We start from the raw sequence: 14,888 nt of genomic DNA on the forward strand, positions 1-14,888 counted from the left end.
CGTCATCCTCATCGCGCTTGGGGTTTCGGCATTTGCGCCGGAGACCGGCTCACAAGGACGATCTTCAAAACGGCAGGCGAGGTCAATACCGGACCATCGCAGCCTGTCCAGCTTGGAGCCTGTCCTTATCCATCCGGCAATAAAAAACGGGCCCGAAGGCCCGTTCCAATTCCAGCGATAAATCCCGACCGGCTTATTTCGGGCCGATCATGTTTTCCGGGCGTACAAACTGGTCGAATTCCTCGTTGGTGAGGTATCCGCCACCGACCGTTTCTTCGCGCAGGGTCGTGCCGTTCTTGTGCGCGGTCTTGGCGATCTTGGCGCAGATATCGTAGCCGAGCTTGCTGTTGAGCGCAGTCACCAGCATCAGCGAGTTTTCGACGCCCTTCCGGATGTTATCTTCGCGTGCCTCGATACCGACAACGCAATTGTCGGTGAAGGAGACGGCCGCATCGCCCAGAAGCTGGACCGACTGCAGGAAGTTGTAGGCCATCATCGGGTTATAGACGTTGAGCTCGAAGTGGCCCTGCGAACCGGCAAACGAGAGCGCTGCATTGTTGCCGAAGATGTGGGCGCAAACCTGCGTCAATGCTTCCGACTGGGTGGGGTTCACCTTGCCCGGCATGATCGACGAGCCGGGCTCGTTTTCCGGCAGCGACAATTCACCGAGACCGGCGCGCGGGCCGGAACCGAGGAAGCGGATGTCGTTGGCGATCTTGAACAGTGCTGCAGCGGCCGCATTGATCGCGCCATGGGAGAAGACCATGGAATCGTGCGAAGCGAGCGCTTCGAACTTGTTTGGCGCAGTGACGAAGGGCAGGCCGGTGATCTTGGAGATTTCTTCCGCGACCTTCTCGGCGAAGCCGATTGGGGCGTTGAGGCCCGTGCCTACAGCCGTGCCGCCCTGGGCGAGCTTGGAAAGTGCGGGCAGGGTGGTTTCGATATTGGCGATGGCCGAGGAGACCTGCGCGGCATAGCCGGAGAATTCCTGGCCGAGCGTCAGCGGCGTTGCATCCTGGGTGTGGGTGCGGCCGATCTTGATGATCTTTTCGAACTGCTTGACCTTGGCTTCCAGCGCCTTGTGCAGGTGCTTCAGGCTCGGCAGCAGGTGGTGAACGATCTCTTCCACGCAGGCGATGTGCATCGCCGTCGGGTAGGTGTCGTTCGAGGACTGGCTCATATTGACGTGGTCGTTGGGGTGAACCGGCTTCTTGGTGCCCATTTCGCCGCCGAGCATTTCGATTGCGCGGTTCGAAATCACCTCGTTGGCGTTCATGTTCGACTGCGTGCCGGAACCGGTCTGCCAGACGACGAGCGGGAAATGTTCGGTCAGCTTGCCGTCGATGACTTCCTGAGCAGCCGCGATGATGGCGTCGCCGACTTTCGGGTCGAGGCCGGCCAGGGCCATGTTGGCGCGGGCCGCTGCCTGCTTGACGATGCCGAGCGCGCGAACGACAGAGGCGGGCTGCTTTTCCCAGCCGATCTTGAAGTTGCCGAGCGAGCGCTGCGCCTGCGCGCCCCAATAGCGATCGGCCTGAACTTCAATGGGTCCAAATGTATCGGTTTCCGTGCGTGTGGCTGTCATCAGTATTGCCTTTTTACTCGTGTTCCTCCGCCAAAACGGCGCCTTCGCCCGCCTTGCGCGGCCGATATATAGAATCATCGCGCCGGCAATGAAAGCGCTGCAATGGGGCGGAGGCAGATATTTCCCGCCGTGCAAAAGCGATTTTACCGTGTGGCGTGGTGCGCGGAGAAAAAGGCGTCGGCGTGTCATTTTTACTACGACGCGAAATGGCCGGAAAACCGGGCTTTACCGGGTGCGCTGACGCTCCGTTGGGGCAGGGTAAAGTGAATGAAATAAATAGAAATTTAACCATTCTCGCCAATTCTGGAAATTACGTTTTTATGGCTTTGGCTGTATCATAAGGTTCATTTCGGCACGGTTGTGGGCTTTGGGCGTTTTCTTTTCAACGGGCCGGCGATCGGCTAGACAGGCATGAAACTGATGCCCGCCCTTTGCTGGCGGTGCTGGGTGCTACGAGGATCAAATTGCAAGTCACATCTGGAAAATCATCGGCAGCGCTGGTGCTGGCTCTCGGTCTTTCCGTTTCCACCGCTCTTCCCGGCAGCGCCGGGGCGGTAACGCTGATGGACCTCCTGCGCGGCGGCCCCGGCAAGATCGCGCGTGATCGCGGTGAATTGCCGCCGGCCGGCATCGTCACCTCGCCCTCGACCGCTGGACCGGGCGCAGGACAGAGTGCGGACGCTTCCGACCCCGAGCCTTTGCCGCGCGTTTCCGGCCCGCGCTATTACGACTACAAGGCGGATGCGGCGCGTGCGGTAAACACCGCGAATTTCGGCGAAGGTCTCGCCAATCTGAAGTTCAGCGCCACGCCTGAGATCGCCAAGGCGCTGGAAGCCTATTATGGAGCCGGCGGCAAGACGCTGTGGGTTTCGGAAGGTGAGCTTACCGCGCGTGCCAATGCCGTCATCGCCTTTTTCGAGACGGTGGGCGAAAGTGGCCTCGATCCGGCCGATTACAGCATTTCCGCACCGGCAAAGGACGTGACCGCCAGCATCAGCAGCAATGCTGCAGGCACGACTGCAACGGGTACGCCGGTCGAAACGGCCTCGGCACCCGTATCCGACGCCTATCAGCGGGCGCAGATGCAGTTCGAGCTGGCGCTCTCCGCCAAGGTTCTTGCCTATGTGCAGGATACGACCCGTGGCCGTGTCGATCCGAACCGGCTTTCCGGCTACCATGATTTCAAGCGCAAGACGGTGAACCTCGCACCCGTGCTGAAGCTTGCGGGCCTCAGCCCCGATGTCGCCGCGTATCTGCGCAGCCGCGAACCGTCTAGCGCCGAATATCTTGCGTTGAAGACCGAACTTGCCCGCCTGCGCGGCGAGGGTGATGCGGCACATGTCGTGCGCGTTCCCGCCGATCTGGTGCTGAAGCCCGGCAACAGCAGCGCGGATATGGCCAATGTCGTCAAGGCCATCGAACATCGTGCTTCGCCCGCCTTCAAGGCCGAGCATGCGGCGATCATTTCCGCCTATCAGCAGACGCCGGATTATACGCCTGATCTCGTCGATCTGGTGAAGGCGTTCCAGAGCGAAAACGGCCTGAAGCCGGATGGCGTGATTGGCCGCGCGACCGTGCGCGCCATGGTCGGCGAAAGCAATGACGCCAAGATCGCCAAGGTGCAGGTGGCCATGGAGCAGGTCCGCTGGCTGCCGGCCGATCTCGGCCAGCGTTACGTCTTCATCAACCAACCCGCTTTCATGGCCTATTACCACAATGACGGCCTCGAGCAGTTCGGCATGAAGGTGGTGGTCGGCTCGAAAGCCAACCAGACCTATTTCTTCCAGGATGAGATCCAGACCGTCGAGTTCAACCCCTATTGGGGCGTGCCGCAGTCGATCATCGTCAATGAGATGCTGCCGAAGCTGCGCCGTGATCCGTCCTATCTTGACCGGCTGGGTTACGAAGTGCAGGTGGGCGGCCGTGCCGTTTCTTCCACCAGCGTCAACTGGTACGGCTCGACCAACGCGATTTCCGTTCGTCAGCCGCCGAGCAGCGACAATGCGCTGGGCGACCTGAAGATCCTGTTCCCCAATGCGCATGCCATCTACATGCATGACACGCCGGCCAAGAGCTTCTTCAACCGCGACATGCGGGCGCTGAGCCATGGCTGTATCCGCCTGGTCGATCCGCGCCGCATGGCCGCGGCCGTTCTCGGCACCAGCGTCGACAAGGTTGGCGAGCAGATCGCATCCGGCAAGAACCGGGCCGTGCAGGTGCCGGAGAAGGTTCCTGTCTATGTGGCCTATTTCACCGCGTGGCCGGACAAGGACGGCAAGGTGCAATTCTTCGACGATGTCTATGATCGCGACAGCTATGTGCAGAAGGCATTCGCCGTGACGACGAAGGCGCGGGCCGCGTCGATCTGATCAGCATACCATCAAGAGAAAAAGCGCCGGAGACGGCGCTTTTTTGTTTGAAGGAAAGGCCTTCCCGATTTGTTTGGTGGTAGGGTCCGCCTGCTACATTTGGCGTTAACGGCAACACCGTACTCTGTCACCCCGGACTTGATCCGGGGTCCAGCGCGATCAAGTCCTTGATCGCGAGAGACTCTTCTCGCGGTGCAAACGCGCCGTGGCTGGATGCCGGATCAAGTCCGGCATGACGGAAGAAGGGGCGCGCAACCCTCAATGTGGTTGAGTGTGCCGCTCCCTCGCTTTTTCCGCCTAGCCCACAGCCTCTCAGGCCGCAGCCGCACCCTTAGCAACCAGTTCTTCGAACAGCGCCGGCGTCAATTCATTGAAATCGTCGATCACGACATCCGGCTCGAGTTTCACCATCGGCACATCCGTATAACCGAAGGTGACGCCGATCGATGGCACGCCAGCGTTCTTTGCGGCGAGGATGTCGTTGATGCTGTCGCCGACCATGACAGTGCGTTGCGTGTCACCGCCGGCCTTTTCGATGGTGCCGAGGATGTGGCGCGCATCGGGCTTGCGGTACTCAAAGGTATCGCCGCAGGTGATGGCGGCGAAATAGGGCGTGAGGCCGAGTTTTTCGAGTAGCGGCACAGCGAGGATTTCGGTCTTGTTGGTGCAGACGGCAAGCGTGATGCCGGCGGCCTTTAGCGCGTCCAGAGCCGCGACGATGCCCGGATAGGGAAGGCTTTCGCCGGGCATTTCGGCGCGGTAATGGGTGATGAAGCGCTCATAGAGCGGATCGATCTCGGCTTCCGGCAGTTCCGTCTCGCGCAGTGCGAAGGCGCGCTTGATCATCACCCGAGCGCCCTGGCCGACGAGATGCGTCAGGTCGTCATAGGTAACGGGGGCAAGCCCGGCTGCAGCGATGGTGTGGTTAAGGCTCGAGACGAGATCGGCGGCGGTATCGACCAGCGTGCCGTCGAGATCGAAAATGGCGAGCGGGGAGAGCGTGCGGGTTGTCACGGGAACTGGCCTCTTGGAGAATGCGGATGCTGGGATATGGGTGTTTTCATTTGCGCCAAGCCTAGGCAAACGGGCCTGTCTTTGCAACCGCGTCACAACGTTCTGTTCGTTGCCTTGAAAAAGGCTTTCGTTTGGCTTTCGACCCGTGTAAACAGCACGGCGACGACAAAGCTACCGGAGTTTCAGGCACATGGATGCCCGCCAGATGAAGATCAAGGCCGCCGAGGCCGCATTGTCCCACGTGCAGGACGGGATGCGGCTTGGTATCGGCACGGGTTCGACGGCCGAGGAATTTGTCCGGCTTCTGGCCGAAAAGGTCGCAGCCGGTCTCAAGGTCGAGGGCGTGCCGACATCCGAGCGCACCGCGCGCCTGTGCGTCGAGCTTGGCGTGCCGCTGAAATCCCTCGATGAATTGCCGGAACTCGATCTGACCATCGATGGCGCTGACGAGGTCGATCATGCGCTGCGTCTCGTCAAGGGCGGCGGCGGCGCGCTTCTGCGCGAAAAGATCGTGGCTGCGGCATCTGCCCGGGTGATCGTCATCGCCGACCAGAGCAAGGTCGTCGAGACGCTTGGCGCCTTTCCGCTTCCCATCGAAATCAACCCGTTCGGCCAGGTGGCAACGCGCATCGCCATCGAAAAACTGGCGGCACGATCCGGCCTTTCGGGCGAGTTGACGATGCGCTCATCCGGCGATGGCGCCTTCATGACCGACGGTGGACACCTCATCCTTGACGCATCTTTTGGCCGTATTCCTGATGCAGAAGCGCTAGCACGCGAGCTGAACACGATTCCCGGTGTCGTCGAGCACGGACTTTTCATAAATTTGGCATCGCTTGCCATCATCGCGGGTCCTGAAGGCGCCCGCGTGATGCAGGCAGTATAACAGGAGCGAGATTTTCATGGTCAAACTAGCGGGACTGGGCAAAGCTGCCGCTGCTTCGATCCTCATTTCCGGCATCGTGTTCGGTACTGCCGCACGCGCTCAGGAAATTTCGGAAGCGCATATCGCTGCCGCACGGCAGGCTATCACCTCTCTTGGCGTTACCGACCGTTTCGACGACATTCTGCCTGGACTGGCGGAGCGTCTGAAAGCCGAACTCATTCAGGCCTCACCGAATGTGCAGGACGCGATCACCGAGACCGTTGACGCGAAGGCGCTCGAGCTTGCGCCGCGCCGCGCCGATCTGGAACGCGAAGCCGCGCTAACCTACGCGCGCGCCTTCACCGTTGAAGAGCTGAACGCCATTTCCACCTTCTACAGCAGCGAAGCGGGCAAGAAGCTCCTGAAGGACGGCCCGATCGCCACGCGCGAACTGATGAAGGCCGCCGACATCTGGGCCGCTGGCGTCAACCGCGATCTGAACACCTCCAGCATGGCTGAGTTGCAGAAGGTAGCTGGCGCCGATCTGAAGCCGCTTCCGGCAGATCAGACCAATACGGGCGGCGCTCCGGCTCACAAGCCCTGAGTGCGTGACATAGAGCATTGGGCCCAAAAAGCTCAGGTTCAGAAATATTCAAAGCCCGGTCGCAAGACCGGGCTTTTCATTTGTGCGTCGCAGCACCTATATGTGCCGTGAATGCGCCGCCACCCGTCTCGAGGCTGAGGACGGCGGTTTTGATCAGGGGTTTTGACTATGACAGCTTATGACTACGATCTCTTCGTCATCGGTGGCGGTTCTGGCGGCGTGCGCAGCGGCCGTGTAGCGGCCTCGCTCGGCAAGCGCGTGGCAATCGCCGAAGAATACCGCTATGGCGGCACCTGCGTCATCCGCGGCTGCGTGCCGAAGAAGCTGTTCGTCTACGCCTCGCAATTCCCGGAACATTTCGAGGACTCGGAAGGATTTGGCTGGAGCGTCGGCGAACGCAGCTTCGACTGGAAGAAGCTGATCGCGGCGAAGGACAAGGAAATCACCCGTCTCGAAGGGCTCTATCGCAAGGGTCTTGAAAACGCCAAGGCGGACATTTTCGACAGCCGGGCGGAACTGGTTGACGCCCACACCGTGAAGCTCACGAAAACCGGCCAGACGTTCACGGCCGAGCGTATCGTGATCGCCGTCGGCGGCACGCCGAACGAGCACAAGGCGCTGCCCGGCCATGAGCTAACGATCTCGTCCAACGAGGCTTTCGATCTGGAAGAGCTGCCGAAATCGATCCTGATCGCCGGCGGCGGTTACATCGCCGTGGAATTCGCCAATATCTTCCACGGGCTTGGTGTCGAAACGACACTGATCTATCGCGGTAAGGAAATCCTCTCGCGGTTCGATCACGACATGCGCAAGGGCCTGCATGAGGCGATGGAGGCCAAGGGCATCCGCATCATTCTGGAAGACATCATCGAGGACGTCAGCAAGGATGGCGCCGGTGGCTTCGTGGCGCGCACGAAGCAGGGCGGCTCGCTGCATGTCGGCCTGGTGATGCTGGCGCTTGGCCGCGATCCGAACACCAAGGGCCTTGGCCTCGAAAATGCCGGGGTTAAACTCGATGCGCGGGGCGCGATCATCGTCGATGATTACTCGCGTACGAACGTGCCGAACATCTTCGCGCTGGGTGACGTCACCGACCGGGTACAGCTGACGCCGGTGGCGATCCACGAGGCCATGTGCTTCATCGAAACCGAATACAAGAACAACCCGACCAAGCCGGATCACGAACTGATCGCGACGGCGGTGTTTTCGCAGCCCGAAATCGGCACGGTCGGTCTTTCGGAAGAGGAAGCCGGCAGGAAATATCCGGAACTGGAGGTCTATCGCGCACAGTTCCGCCCGATGAAGGCGACCTTATCCGGCCGTCAGGAAAAGACGATCATGAAGCTGATCGTCAATGCTGCCGACCGCAAGGTTGTCGGCGTCCATATTCTCGGCCATGAGGCGGGTGAGATGGCGCAGCTTCTCGGCATCACGCTGAAAGCCGGCTGCACCAAGGATGATTTCGACCGCACCATGGCGGTGCATCCGACAGCGTCCGAGGAACTGGTGACGATGTATTCGCCGAGCTACCGCGTGGTGAACGGCGAAAAGGTCTAGTCACCCTCCACTTCGGCACATCATTGATTTTCGCCCGATTATCACCGACGCCCGCTGAACAGGCTCTCGTTGCTCTTCAAAAGGGCAACGAGACGGTCTATGGCGAGCCGCATTTCAGCGGCATGCCGGTCGTCATCGTTGACGACGATCCACAGCGGATGGGATAATTCTTCGATCGCCTCGCCATCGCGGACAAGGCCGGGCAGGGCATCGCCAACGAAACACGGCAGGACGCCTTTTCCCGCGCCGCTCTGGATAAGGCCCGGTAAAAGTGAGGGCGCGTTCGTCCAGGTGTGGATAAGCGGTTCCCGATGACGGAATACCCATTTCTCCGCGTCGGACGCCGCCACCTCGGTTCCAATTGAAATCCATTGCGTGAACTCTTCGCCCGAACTGTCCTGCGGGCGATAGGCGCAATAGGCGACGTCGACCGATTTGCGCACGGCAAAATTTCCGGTGGCTGGCTTGTCGTGCCTTATCGAAATCAGGCCACGCCGATAGGTCAGTTCGTCTTCGTTCTCGCATTGCTTGCAGCACAGCCGAAAAGCGTCGGATGGGCCCCGGATGGCTGCTGTATTGGCCGCTATGAAGCCCGCAATCCAGATGTCGCTCGATATCGAAACAATCGGCAGCGAGAAGGCCTCACCGTGCCATTGCGCGATCTCTGCCGCGCTTTGCCGCATGATCAGAACCTTTTCGAGCAGGACCTCGCCATCCGGGGCGAGCCTGTATCCGTTCTGGCTTCGAATGAAGAGCGTTCGTCCGATCTTGCGCTCCAAAAGGAGCATTTTTCGGCCAATCGTCGGCGCGCTGAGCCCGGCTCTGCCTGCAGCACCGGCCAAACCTCCCTCTGTCGCAACAATGTCGAAAAGCTTCAGATCGTCCCAGTCCACTTCCTTCACGGCATCTTCTCCAAATCACCGCAGCACCTTATGCGCATCAGGGGCCGCTTTCTCCGTTTTTGTATGAAACGGGTCTTTCAAACGTGCATCTATGCTCTCCCGCCGGGTCCGCTTAACTCGTCTCTCCACACCAAGGAGACAAAAATGTTGCCGGAAACCATGTTCCTGATGGAAAAGATGAGACGCACTGAAGCACTGTGCAGGCAAGGCGGGGGCGATGATGAGTGGGAGACCTGGCCATCCTCTGCCATGGACCGACTGGCGGTCTTTCTCTTCCATCTGCCTCTTTCCTTGCGCCAATACATCCGCACAAAACGGGGAATTTCTTGATTGCACGGGAGCAGGCGGACACCATCTTGTGATATTTTAATCGTTTGAAACGATTTTTCTGCGTCAGACGGCATCAAAAGGGTCGGAAAGGGAGGAGCGGGTGCACGAGTGTCTATGCAAACTCGGCGCTTGGAGCTATAAGCCGCTCAATTTTTCGAGGCGGTCGCGCCGCTGTTGCGCGGGCGAGAAAAGGGTAAGAACATGGCACAGAATTGGACCCCCGGCAGCTGGCGGCAAAAGCCAATCCAGCAGGTTCCCGAATATCCTAACGCGGCAGCGCTTGCGGCAACGGAAGCCACGCTTGCGACCTATCCGCCGCTCGTTTTTGCCGGTGAAGCCCGTCGCCTGAAAAAGCAGCTTGCCAATGTGGCTGAAGGCAACGCCTTCCTGCTGCAGGGCGGCGATTGCGCCGAAAGCTTCCTCGAGCATGGCGCGGACAATATCCGCGACTTCTTCCGCGCTTTCCTGCAGATGGCCGTCGTGCTGACCTATGGCGCGCAGCTGCCTGTCGTGAAGGTAGGACGCATTGCTGGCCAGTTCGCCAAGCCGCGCTCTTCCAACGTGGAAGTGCAGGATGGCGTTTCCCTGCCGTCCTACCGTGGCGACATCATCAACGGCATCGAATTCAACGAGGCTTCGCGCATTCCGAACCCGGAGCGTCAGCTCGACGCCTACCGCCAGTCGGCGGCGACGCTGAACCTGCTGCGCGCTTTCGCGATGGGTGGCTATGCCAACCTCGAAAACGTTCACCAGTGGATGCTCGGCTTCATCAAGGACAGCCCGCAGGCGGACCGTTATCGCAAGCTGGCCGACCGCATCTCCGAAACCATGGATTTCATGAAGGCGATAGGTATCTCGGCAGACAGCAATCCGAGCCTGCGTGAAACCGACTTCTTCACCAGCCATGAGGCGCTGCTGCTCGGTTACGAAGAGGCGTTGACCCGCGTCGATTCCACCTCCGGCGACTGGTACGCCACGTCCGGCCACATGATCTGGATCGGCGACCGCACGCGTCAGCTCGACCATGCGCATGTGGAATATTTCCGCGGCATCAAGAACCCGATCGGTTTGAAATGCGGACCGTCGCTGACGCCCGATAACCTGATCGAGCTGATCGATGCGCTGAACCCGGCGAACGAGGCTGGCCGCCTGACGCTGATTTGCCGTTTCGGCCACGACAAGGTGGCGGACAGCCTGCCGAAGCTCATCCGTGCGGTGGAAAAAGAAGGCCGCAAGGTCGTCTGGTCCTGCGATCCGATGCATGGCAACACGATCACGCTCAACCACTACAAGACGCGTCCGTTCGAGCGGATCCTGTCGGAAGTCGAAAGCTTCTTCCAGATCCACCGCGCCGAAGGCACGCATCCGGGCGGCATCCATATCGAGATGACCGGCAAGGATGTGACGGAATGCACGGGTGGTGCGCGCGCCGTGACGGCGGATTCGCTGTCCGACCGTTACCACACCCATTGCGACCCGCGCCTCAACGCCGATCAGGCGCTGGAGCTGGCGTTCCTGCTGTCCGAGCGCATGAAGAGCGGCCGCGACGAGAAGCGTCTGGCGATTGCCAACGCCTGATCTAACGAAATAAACAAAAAAGCCGCCGGGAGACCTTCCGGCGGCTTTTTCGTGTGCGGTGCTGAACTATTGCACCAGCGCTGGTTGCTGGCAGCGGACATCCGTGACCCGCACATCGGCTTCGCCGATCTTGACGCCGAGAACCAGCAGCACGTTATAGAGCAGCTGATCGACGGGGGCTGTGACCACCGCAAGCGTGTTGGCAAGCGCCGCCTGAATGCCCGCCAGACCTCCGAGATCAAGGTTGAGGAAGAGAAGCCTGATATCCAGATTAAGGTTCTTCAGCAGTGAACTGACAAGAGTGGTAACGGTGTCCTTGGTGGAGACACTCTTGATCTTGGCCTGGGTAATATCGGACTGAGTGAAGGTCAGCTTGGTCTTGGTCATGTTGGTGGCGTTGATGAGGGCGCTGCCATTGATGGAGAGCAGCGCCGAATCCACGATCGCCGCCTTGGTGACGCGCGGATCCTTGCCGAAATTGGCAAAGGCCGTGGTATCGACATTGCCAAGAGCGATTTCCGCAACGCCGGGAACGACCTCGACATCGACGGTTCCCTGTCCGCCGCCCGTGCAGCGAATATCGGCAAGCCGCGCTTCGGCATGGGCGACTTCCACATAGAGCGGAAGATTGACCTTGAGGCCTGCTATGGCCTGAAGCCCGTCAACCACGACATTGACCGCAAGCCGGGTCTGTGCGGTGCGCACCACGGTGCCCTGACCTCCGACGGCAAGCGACGGCGTTTCGACCGGCGGTTCACCGATGGCAAGCGTTGCCTTGACCGAGGCGAGACCGAGAAGATTGGCGTTGAGATTGAGGCCCAGCTGATTGCCGCCATTGCCGGCTACCGCTGCGGCATTGATGAGATCGAAGACACCGGCGGTGACCTTGAGGTTTTCACCCGTACCGATCAGCTTGTCCGAGAACGGGCCGAGATTGAGGATTTCCTCCAGCTTTATCTTGACGTTGCTCTTGTTGACGGTTTTTTGCAGCGTATTCAGAATGTTGACGACCGCCGGCTGCAATCCCGTTGTTTTCGTCAGCACGTCGAGGAATTTGCCGTAGCTGATTTCGGTCTTCAGAACATCCTTGTAGGTGCCGGCGGTGAGGTTGAGATCAATGGCCAGCGCCTCGACGATCTTCAGTGCGTTGACATCGGCGGCGAGAAGCGCCTGATAATCCATCAGCTTCAACGACACCGTGGTGCCAAGCAGGCCGCCGAGAAGGCTGTTGAGAATTCCCTCATCGAGGCTGGCGAGCCGCGATCCCACCGAAAATGCCGCGATCTTCTGGGATGAGGCCGTTCCGACCGCCGAAACCTTTGGCGGCTTGGTGAAGGCGGAGGCGAAGAATATCTGCCCCTGTTCGACGATGTTCACTTTTATCGCATTGGTGGGCAGGGCGTTATCGACAAAACGCTGGCCGACAGGGACCGTCGCATCCGGCTCATAGTGACCCTTGATGACTTCGGCATAACCCTTGCTGCTGGCGAATTCATTCAGGGGATCGAAGGGCTGGAGCCCCTTGGCGGTCAAAATGCCCTGGGCCGTCCGGACGCCGAGATCCATGCCGTTGAGGGCAAAATATTGCTGAACCGCTTTTTCGGCATCGGTGGCGTTGGCTGCCGCCGAGATGGCGGCGAGGTCGGCGGTCTGCTGCAATTGCCGTTTCTGTAATGTCAGGTAACCGTAATCGACACCGAGCGCCAATATGCCGATGAAGAGCGGTGCGGTGAGCCCCGCCGAGATGGCGATGTTGCCCGTTCTATCCCTAAGGAAGCGGGGGAGCAGGGAATGGATATCTCGCATGTCATGCTCCTCCGATCCGGATGGTGGAAAAACGCCGGATGACCGGCTCGGGCAGGGTGTAGCTGTAGAGGCTCCAGATCGGCAGGTTGCGGGCGTCATATTCGACCTTGACCGTGAACTGGTTGGCATTGGCGGGATCGGTGGCGACGTTGACGGTGAAACGCGTCTTGTCCATGAAGGCGTAGCTGAGATCGCTTTTGCTGACGAAATCGCGGGCAAGCTGCTGGCGTTCGGTGGTGTTCAGTCCGGCAACGGCCGTTCTTGCCGCATCGGCGGCGATCTGCTGCACCGAATAGGCGGCCATCAGATAAATGCCGTAGGCGATCATCGTGAGCAGGACGAGAAAGAATATCGGTGCGACGATGGCGAACTCGACAGCAGACGAGCCGGATCTATCGCGAAAGAAACGCACTCCATTAAACATAAAGCACCCCCGTTCCTTCAGGCATCAAGGTTCGATGCCTTGATTTATTATTTTCGGAAATGCTAATTTATAGGTGTTAATTTTGTATTGATGCCGCCTCTATGGGTTGCAGCTCGCGTTAAACTTTCGCGTTTGCTTCAGATCAGCCGAAGGCCCTTGAAGCTGGCGTGGCCATCCTTGCCGATGATGATATGGTCGTGAACGGCGATGCCGAGCGGCTTTGCCGTATCGATGATGGTTTTGGTCATCTCGATATCCGCTCGCGAAGGGGTGGGGTCTCCACTCGGGTGATTATGGATTAAAATCAATGCAGTAGAGGATAGTTCAAGCGCGCGCCGCACGATTTCGCGCGGGTAGACCGGCGTGTGGTCCACGGTTCCCTGACCCTGTACCTCGTCGGCGATCAGGACGTTGCGCTTGTCGAGGAAGAGGATGCGGAACTGTTCCCGCGTCTCGTGGGCCATGGCGGCATGGCAATAATCGATGACCGACGACCAGGAGCCGAGAACCTGCTTGTTGCGGATTTCGCTTTTCAGCATGCGCTGGGAAACGGAGGCGACAAGCTTCAGATCAAGCGCCACGGCTTCGCCCACGCCCTTCACTTCCTGCAGCAAGGCCAGAGGAGCACCGAGAACGCCGCCAAGGGTTCCGAACCGGGCAAGGAGGGCCTTGGCGATGGGTTTGGTATCGCGCCGCGGGATCAGCCGGAACAGCAGAAGCTCCAGCAACTCGTAATCGGCAAGCGCTGCATCGCCGCCATCGCGGTAACGCGCCCGCAGCCTGTCGCGGTGACCGTGATAATGGGCCGCATCCGCTTCCTGTTCTGAGATGGCTGCGGCCCGCTCGGGTTTCCTGGGCGCATTTCGCGGTTCTGCAAAAAAGCCGCGCTCATCCGCCCCTTCAAAGAGATCGCCTTCGCCCGCCTCAAAGCCTGACGTCGTGGAAAGATCGGCGGAAGGCGAGGCGGGGCGTTTTGCCATAGGCGGTCTGGCCTTATGCGGGGGGAAGCGGCGGCAGGCCCGGACGATCAAAACCACCCGGTGACAGCGTGAAGATTTCGCAGCCGGTGGCCGTGACACCAACGGCATGTTCATATTGGGCGGAAAGGGAACGGTCACGCGTCACCGCGGTCCAGCCGTCCGAAAGCACCTTCACATGCGGTTTGCCGAGATTGATCATCGGCTCGATGGTGAAGATCATGCCCTCGCGGATTTCCGGGCCTTCATCGGGGCGGCCGTAGTGCAGGATGTTGGGTGTGTCATGGAACAGGCGTCCGACGCCATGGCCGCAGAAATCACGCACCACGGAGCAGCGTTCCGCTTCCGCATAGGCCTGGATCGCAGCGCCGATCGCGCCGGTGCGTACGCCGGGCTTTACGGCCGCAATACCGCGCAGCAGGCATTCATAGGTCACTTCCATCAGCCGCTCGGCAGCGCGCTTGATCTGGCCGACCGGATACATGCGGCTCGAATCGCCATGCCAGCCGTCAAGCACATAGGTCACGTCGATATTGACGATATCGCCTTCGCGCAGCGGCTTCTCATCCGGAATGCCGTGGCAGACCACGTGGTTGATCGAGGTGCAGACGGATTTCGTATAACCACGATAATTCAGCGTCGCCGGCAGCGCGCCATGGTCGGCGCCGAATTCGAAGACGAAGCGGTCGATGGCGTCAGTCGTCACACCCGGCTTGACGATGGCTGCCAGTTCATCGAGGCAACGCGCCGTCAGCTGGCAGGCCTTGCGCATGCCATCAAAATCCTCAGGCGTATAAAGGCGGATGACGCCGGTATTCTTGAGGGGGGCGGAGGCTGCGTCGATATAGGTGACCATCATAGTGCTTTCTGTCTCTTT

13 protein-coding genes are annotated in these 14,888 nt (G+C 59.8%); 6 read left to right on the plus strand and 7 right to left on the minus strand.

What is annotated here, in order from left to right; translation table 11 throughout:
• Positions 1-193 precede the first annotated feature (193 nt).
• A complete protein-coding gene (gene fumC / locus V6R85_RS22640) occupies positions 194-1,663 on the minus strand; it encodes a class II fumarate hydratase (protein WP_373426353.1) in 1,470 nt (489 codons plus the stop codon).
• Between the two features lie 422 nt (positions 1,664-2,085).
• Between fumC and V6R85_RS22645 the strand changes: the two genes are divergently transcribed.
• Positions 2,086-3,954: a L,D-transpeptidase family protein gene (locus V6R85_RS22645; protein WP_162695541.1), complete on the plus strand. Its 1,869-nt coding sequence runs from the start codon at positions 2,086-2,088 to the stop codon at positions 3,952-3,954.
• Positions 3,955-4,266: 312 nt separating this feature from the next.
• Here the strand turns inward: V6R85_RS22645 and gph are convergent, their stop codons facing one another.
• The gene (gph, locus tag V6R85_RS22650; protein WP_087744075.1) at positions 4,267-4,968 is read right to left on the minus strand and encodes a phosphoglycolate phosphatase; all 702 of its coding nucleotides are present in this window, start codon (positions 4,966-4,968) and stop codon (positions 4,267-4,269) included.
• 190 nt (positions 4,969-5,158) lie between these two features.
• Here gph and rpiA point away from each other — a divergent pair, with 190 nt between their 5' ends.
• The 3 genes from rpiA to gor all read left to right on the plus strand — a co-directional run bounded on the left by rpiA (position 5,159) and on the right by gor (position 7,994).
• Complete coding sequence (gene rpiA, locus V6R85_RS22655) at positions 5,159-5,854, plus strand: ribose-5-phosphate isomerase RpiA (RefSeq protein ID WP_080825029.1); 696 nt, start codon at positions 5,159-5,161, stop codon at positions 5,852-5,854.
• Between the two features lie 16 nt (positions 5,855-5,870).
• Positions 5,871-6,437 (plus strand): DUF2059 domain-containing protein, encoded by a 567-nt coding sequence (locus V6R85_RS22660; RefSeq protein ID WP_003502923.1) that lies wholly within the window; start codon positions 5,871-5,873, stop codon positions 6,435-6,437.
• Positions 6,438-6,605: 168 nt separating this feature from the next.
• Positions 6,606-7,994: a glutathione-disulfide reductase gene (gene gor / locus V6R85_RS22665; protein WP_080866155.1), complete on the plus strand. Its 1,389-nt coding sequence runs from the start codon at positions 6,606-6,608 to the stop codon at positions 7,992-7,994.
• Between the two features lie 41 nt (positions 7,995-8,035).
• On the opposite strand, the gene V6R85_RS22670 is transcribed toward gor, so the two are convergent.
• Positions 8,036-8,896 carry a LysR family transcriptional regulator gene (locus V6R85_RS22670; protein ID WP_111834436.1) on the minus strand — a complete coding sequence of 287 codons (861 nt, stop codon included), beginning with the start codon at positions 8,894-8,896 and terminating at the stop codon, positions 8,036-8,038.
• A 144-nt stretch (positions 8,897-9,040) separates the two neighbouring features.
• Between V6R85_RS22670 and V6R85_RS22675 the strand changes: the two genes are divergently transcribed.
• Both V6R85_RS22675 and V6R85_RS22680 read left to right on the plus strand, forming a co-directional pair.
• On the plus strand, positions 9,041-9,226 hold the full coding sequence (locus V6R85_RS22675; RefSeq protein ID WP_003502917.1) for a hypothetical protein: 186 nt from the start codon (positions 9,041-9,043) through the stop codon (positions 9,224-9,226).
• A gap of 201 nt (positions 9,227-9,427) precedes the next feature.
• Positions 9,428-10,804 carry a class II 3-deoxy-7-phosphoheptulonate synthase gene (locus tag V6R85_RS22680; RefSeq protein ID WP_003502915.1) on the plus strand — a complete coding sequence of 459 codons (1,377 nt, stop codon included), beginning with the start codon at positions 9,428-9,430 and terminating at the stop codon, positions 10,802-10,804.
• 66 nt (positions 10,805-10,870) lie between these two features.
• On the opposite strand, the gene V6R85_RS22685 is transcribed toward V6R85_RS22680, so the two are convergent.
• The 4 genes from V6R85_RS22685 to map all read right to left on the minus strand — a co-directional run bounded on the left by V6R85_RS22685 (position 10,871) and on the right by map (position 14,867).
• On the minus strand, positions 10,871-12,610 hold the full coding sequence (locus V6R85_RS22685) for a TadG family pilus assembly protein (RefSeq protein ID WP_111780761.1): 1,740 nt from the start codon (positions 12,608-12,610) through the stop codon (positions 10,871-10,873).
• Between the two features lies 1 nt (position 12,611).
• A complete protein-coding gene (locus V6R85_RS22690; RefSeq protein ID WP_020012601.1) occupies positions 12,612-13,034 on the minus strand; it encodes a TadE/TadG family type IV pilus assembly protein in 423 nt (140 codons plus the stop codon).
• A 137-nt stretch (positions 13,035-13,171) separates the two neighbouring features.
• The gene (gene radC / locus V6R85_RS22695; RefSeq protein WP_003502909.1) at positions 13,172-14,014 is read right to left on the minus strand and encodes a RadC family protein; all 843 of its coding nucleotides are present in this window, start codon (positions 14,012-14,014) and stop codon (positions 13,172-13,174) included.
• Positions 14,015-14,027: 13 nt separating this feature from the next.
• On the minus strand, positions 14,028-14,867 hold the full coding sequence (gene map / locus V6R85_RS22700; protein WP_065115772.1) for a type I methionyl aminopeptidase: 840 nt from the start codon (positions 14,865-14,867) through the stop codon (positions 14,028-14,030).
• Positions 14,868-14,888: the final 21 nt, after the last annotated feature.

Source organism: Agrobacterium sp. CCNWLW32 (genome assembly GCF_037083425.1).
GTDB lineage: Bacteria > Pseudomonadota > Alphaproteobacteria > Rhizobiales > Rhizobiaceae > Agrobacterium > Agrobacterium radiobacter.

Bases quoted from the DNA above. Each gene is read 5' to 3' on its own strand.
- V6R85_RS22675 (WP_003502917.1), top strand. From the start codon at position 9,041: ATGTTGCCGGAAACCATGTTCCTGATGGAAAAGATGAGACGCACTGAA.
- V6R85_RS22680 (WP_003502915.1), top strand. From the start codon at position 9,428: ATGGCACAGAATTGGACCCCCGGCAGCTGGCGGCAAAAGCCAATCCAG.
- gor (WP_080866155.1), top strand. From the start codon at position 6,606: ATGACAGCTTATGACTACGATCTCTTCGTCATCGGTGGCGGTTCTGGC.
- fumC (WP_373426353.1), bottom strand. From the start codon at position 1,663: ATGATTCTATATATCGGCCGCGCAAGGCGGGCGAAGGCGCCGTTTTGG.
- radC (WP_003502909.1), bottom strand. From the start codon at position 14,014: ATGGCAAAACGCCCCGCCTCGCCTTCCGCCGATCTTTCCACGACGTCA.
- V6R85_RS22685 (WP_111780761.1), bottom strand. From the start codon at position 12,610: ATGCGAGATATCCATTCCCTGCTCCCCCGCTTCCTTAGGGATAGAACG.
- V6R85_RS22660 (WP_003502923.1), top strand. From the start codon at position 5,871: ATGGTCAAACTAGCGGGACTGGGCAAAGCTGCCGCTGCTTCGATCCTC.
- map (WP_065115772.1), bottom strand. From the start codon at position 14,867: ATGGTCACCTATATCGACGCAGCCTCCGCCCCCCTCAAGAATACCGGC.
- rpiA (WP_080825029.1), top strand. From the start codon at position 5,159: ATGGATGCCCGCCAGATGAAGATCAAGGCCGCCGAGGCCGCATTGTCC.
- V6R85_RS22690 (WP_020012601.1), bottom strand. From the start codon at position 13,034: ATGTTTAATGGAGTGCGTTTCTTTCGCGATAGATCCGGCTCGTCTGCT.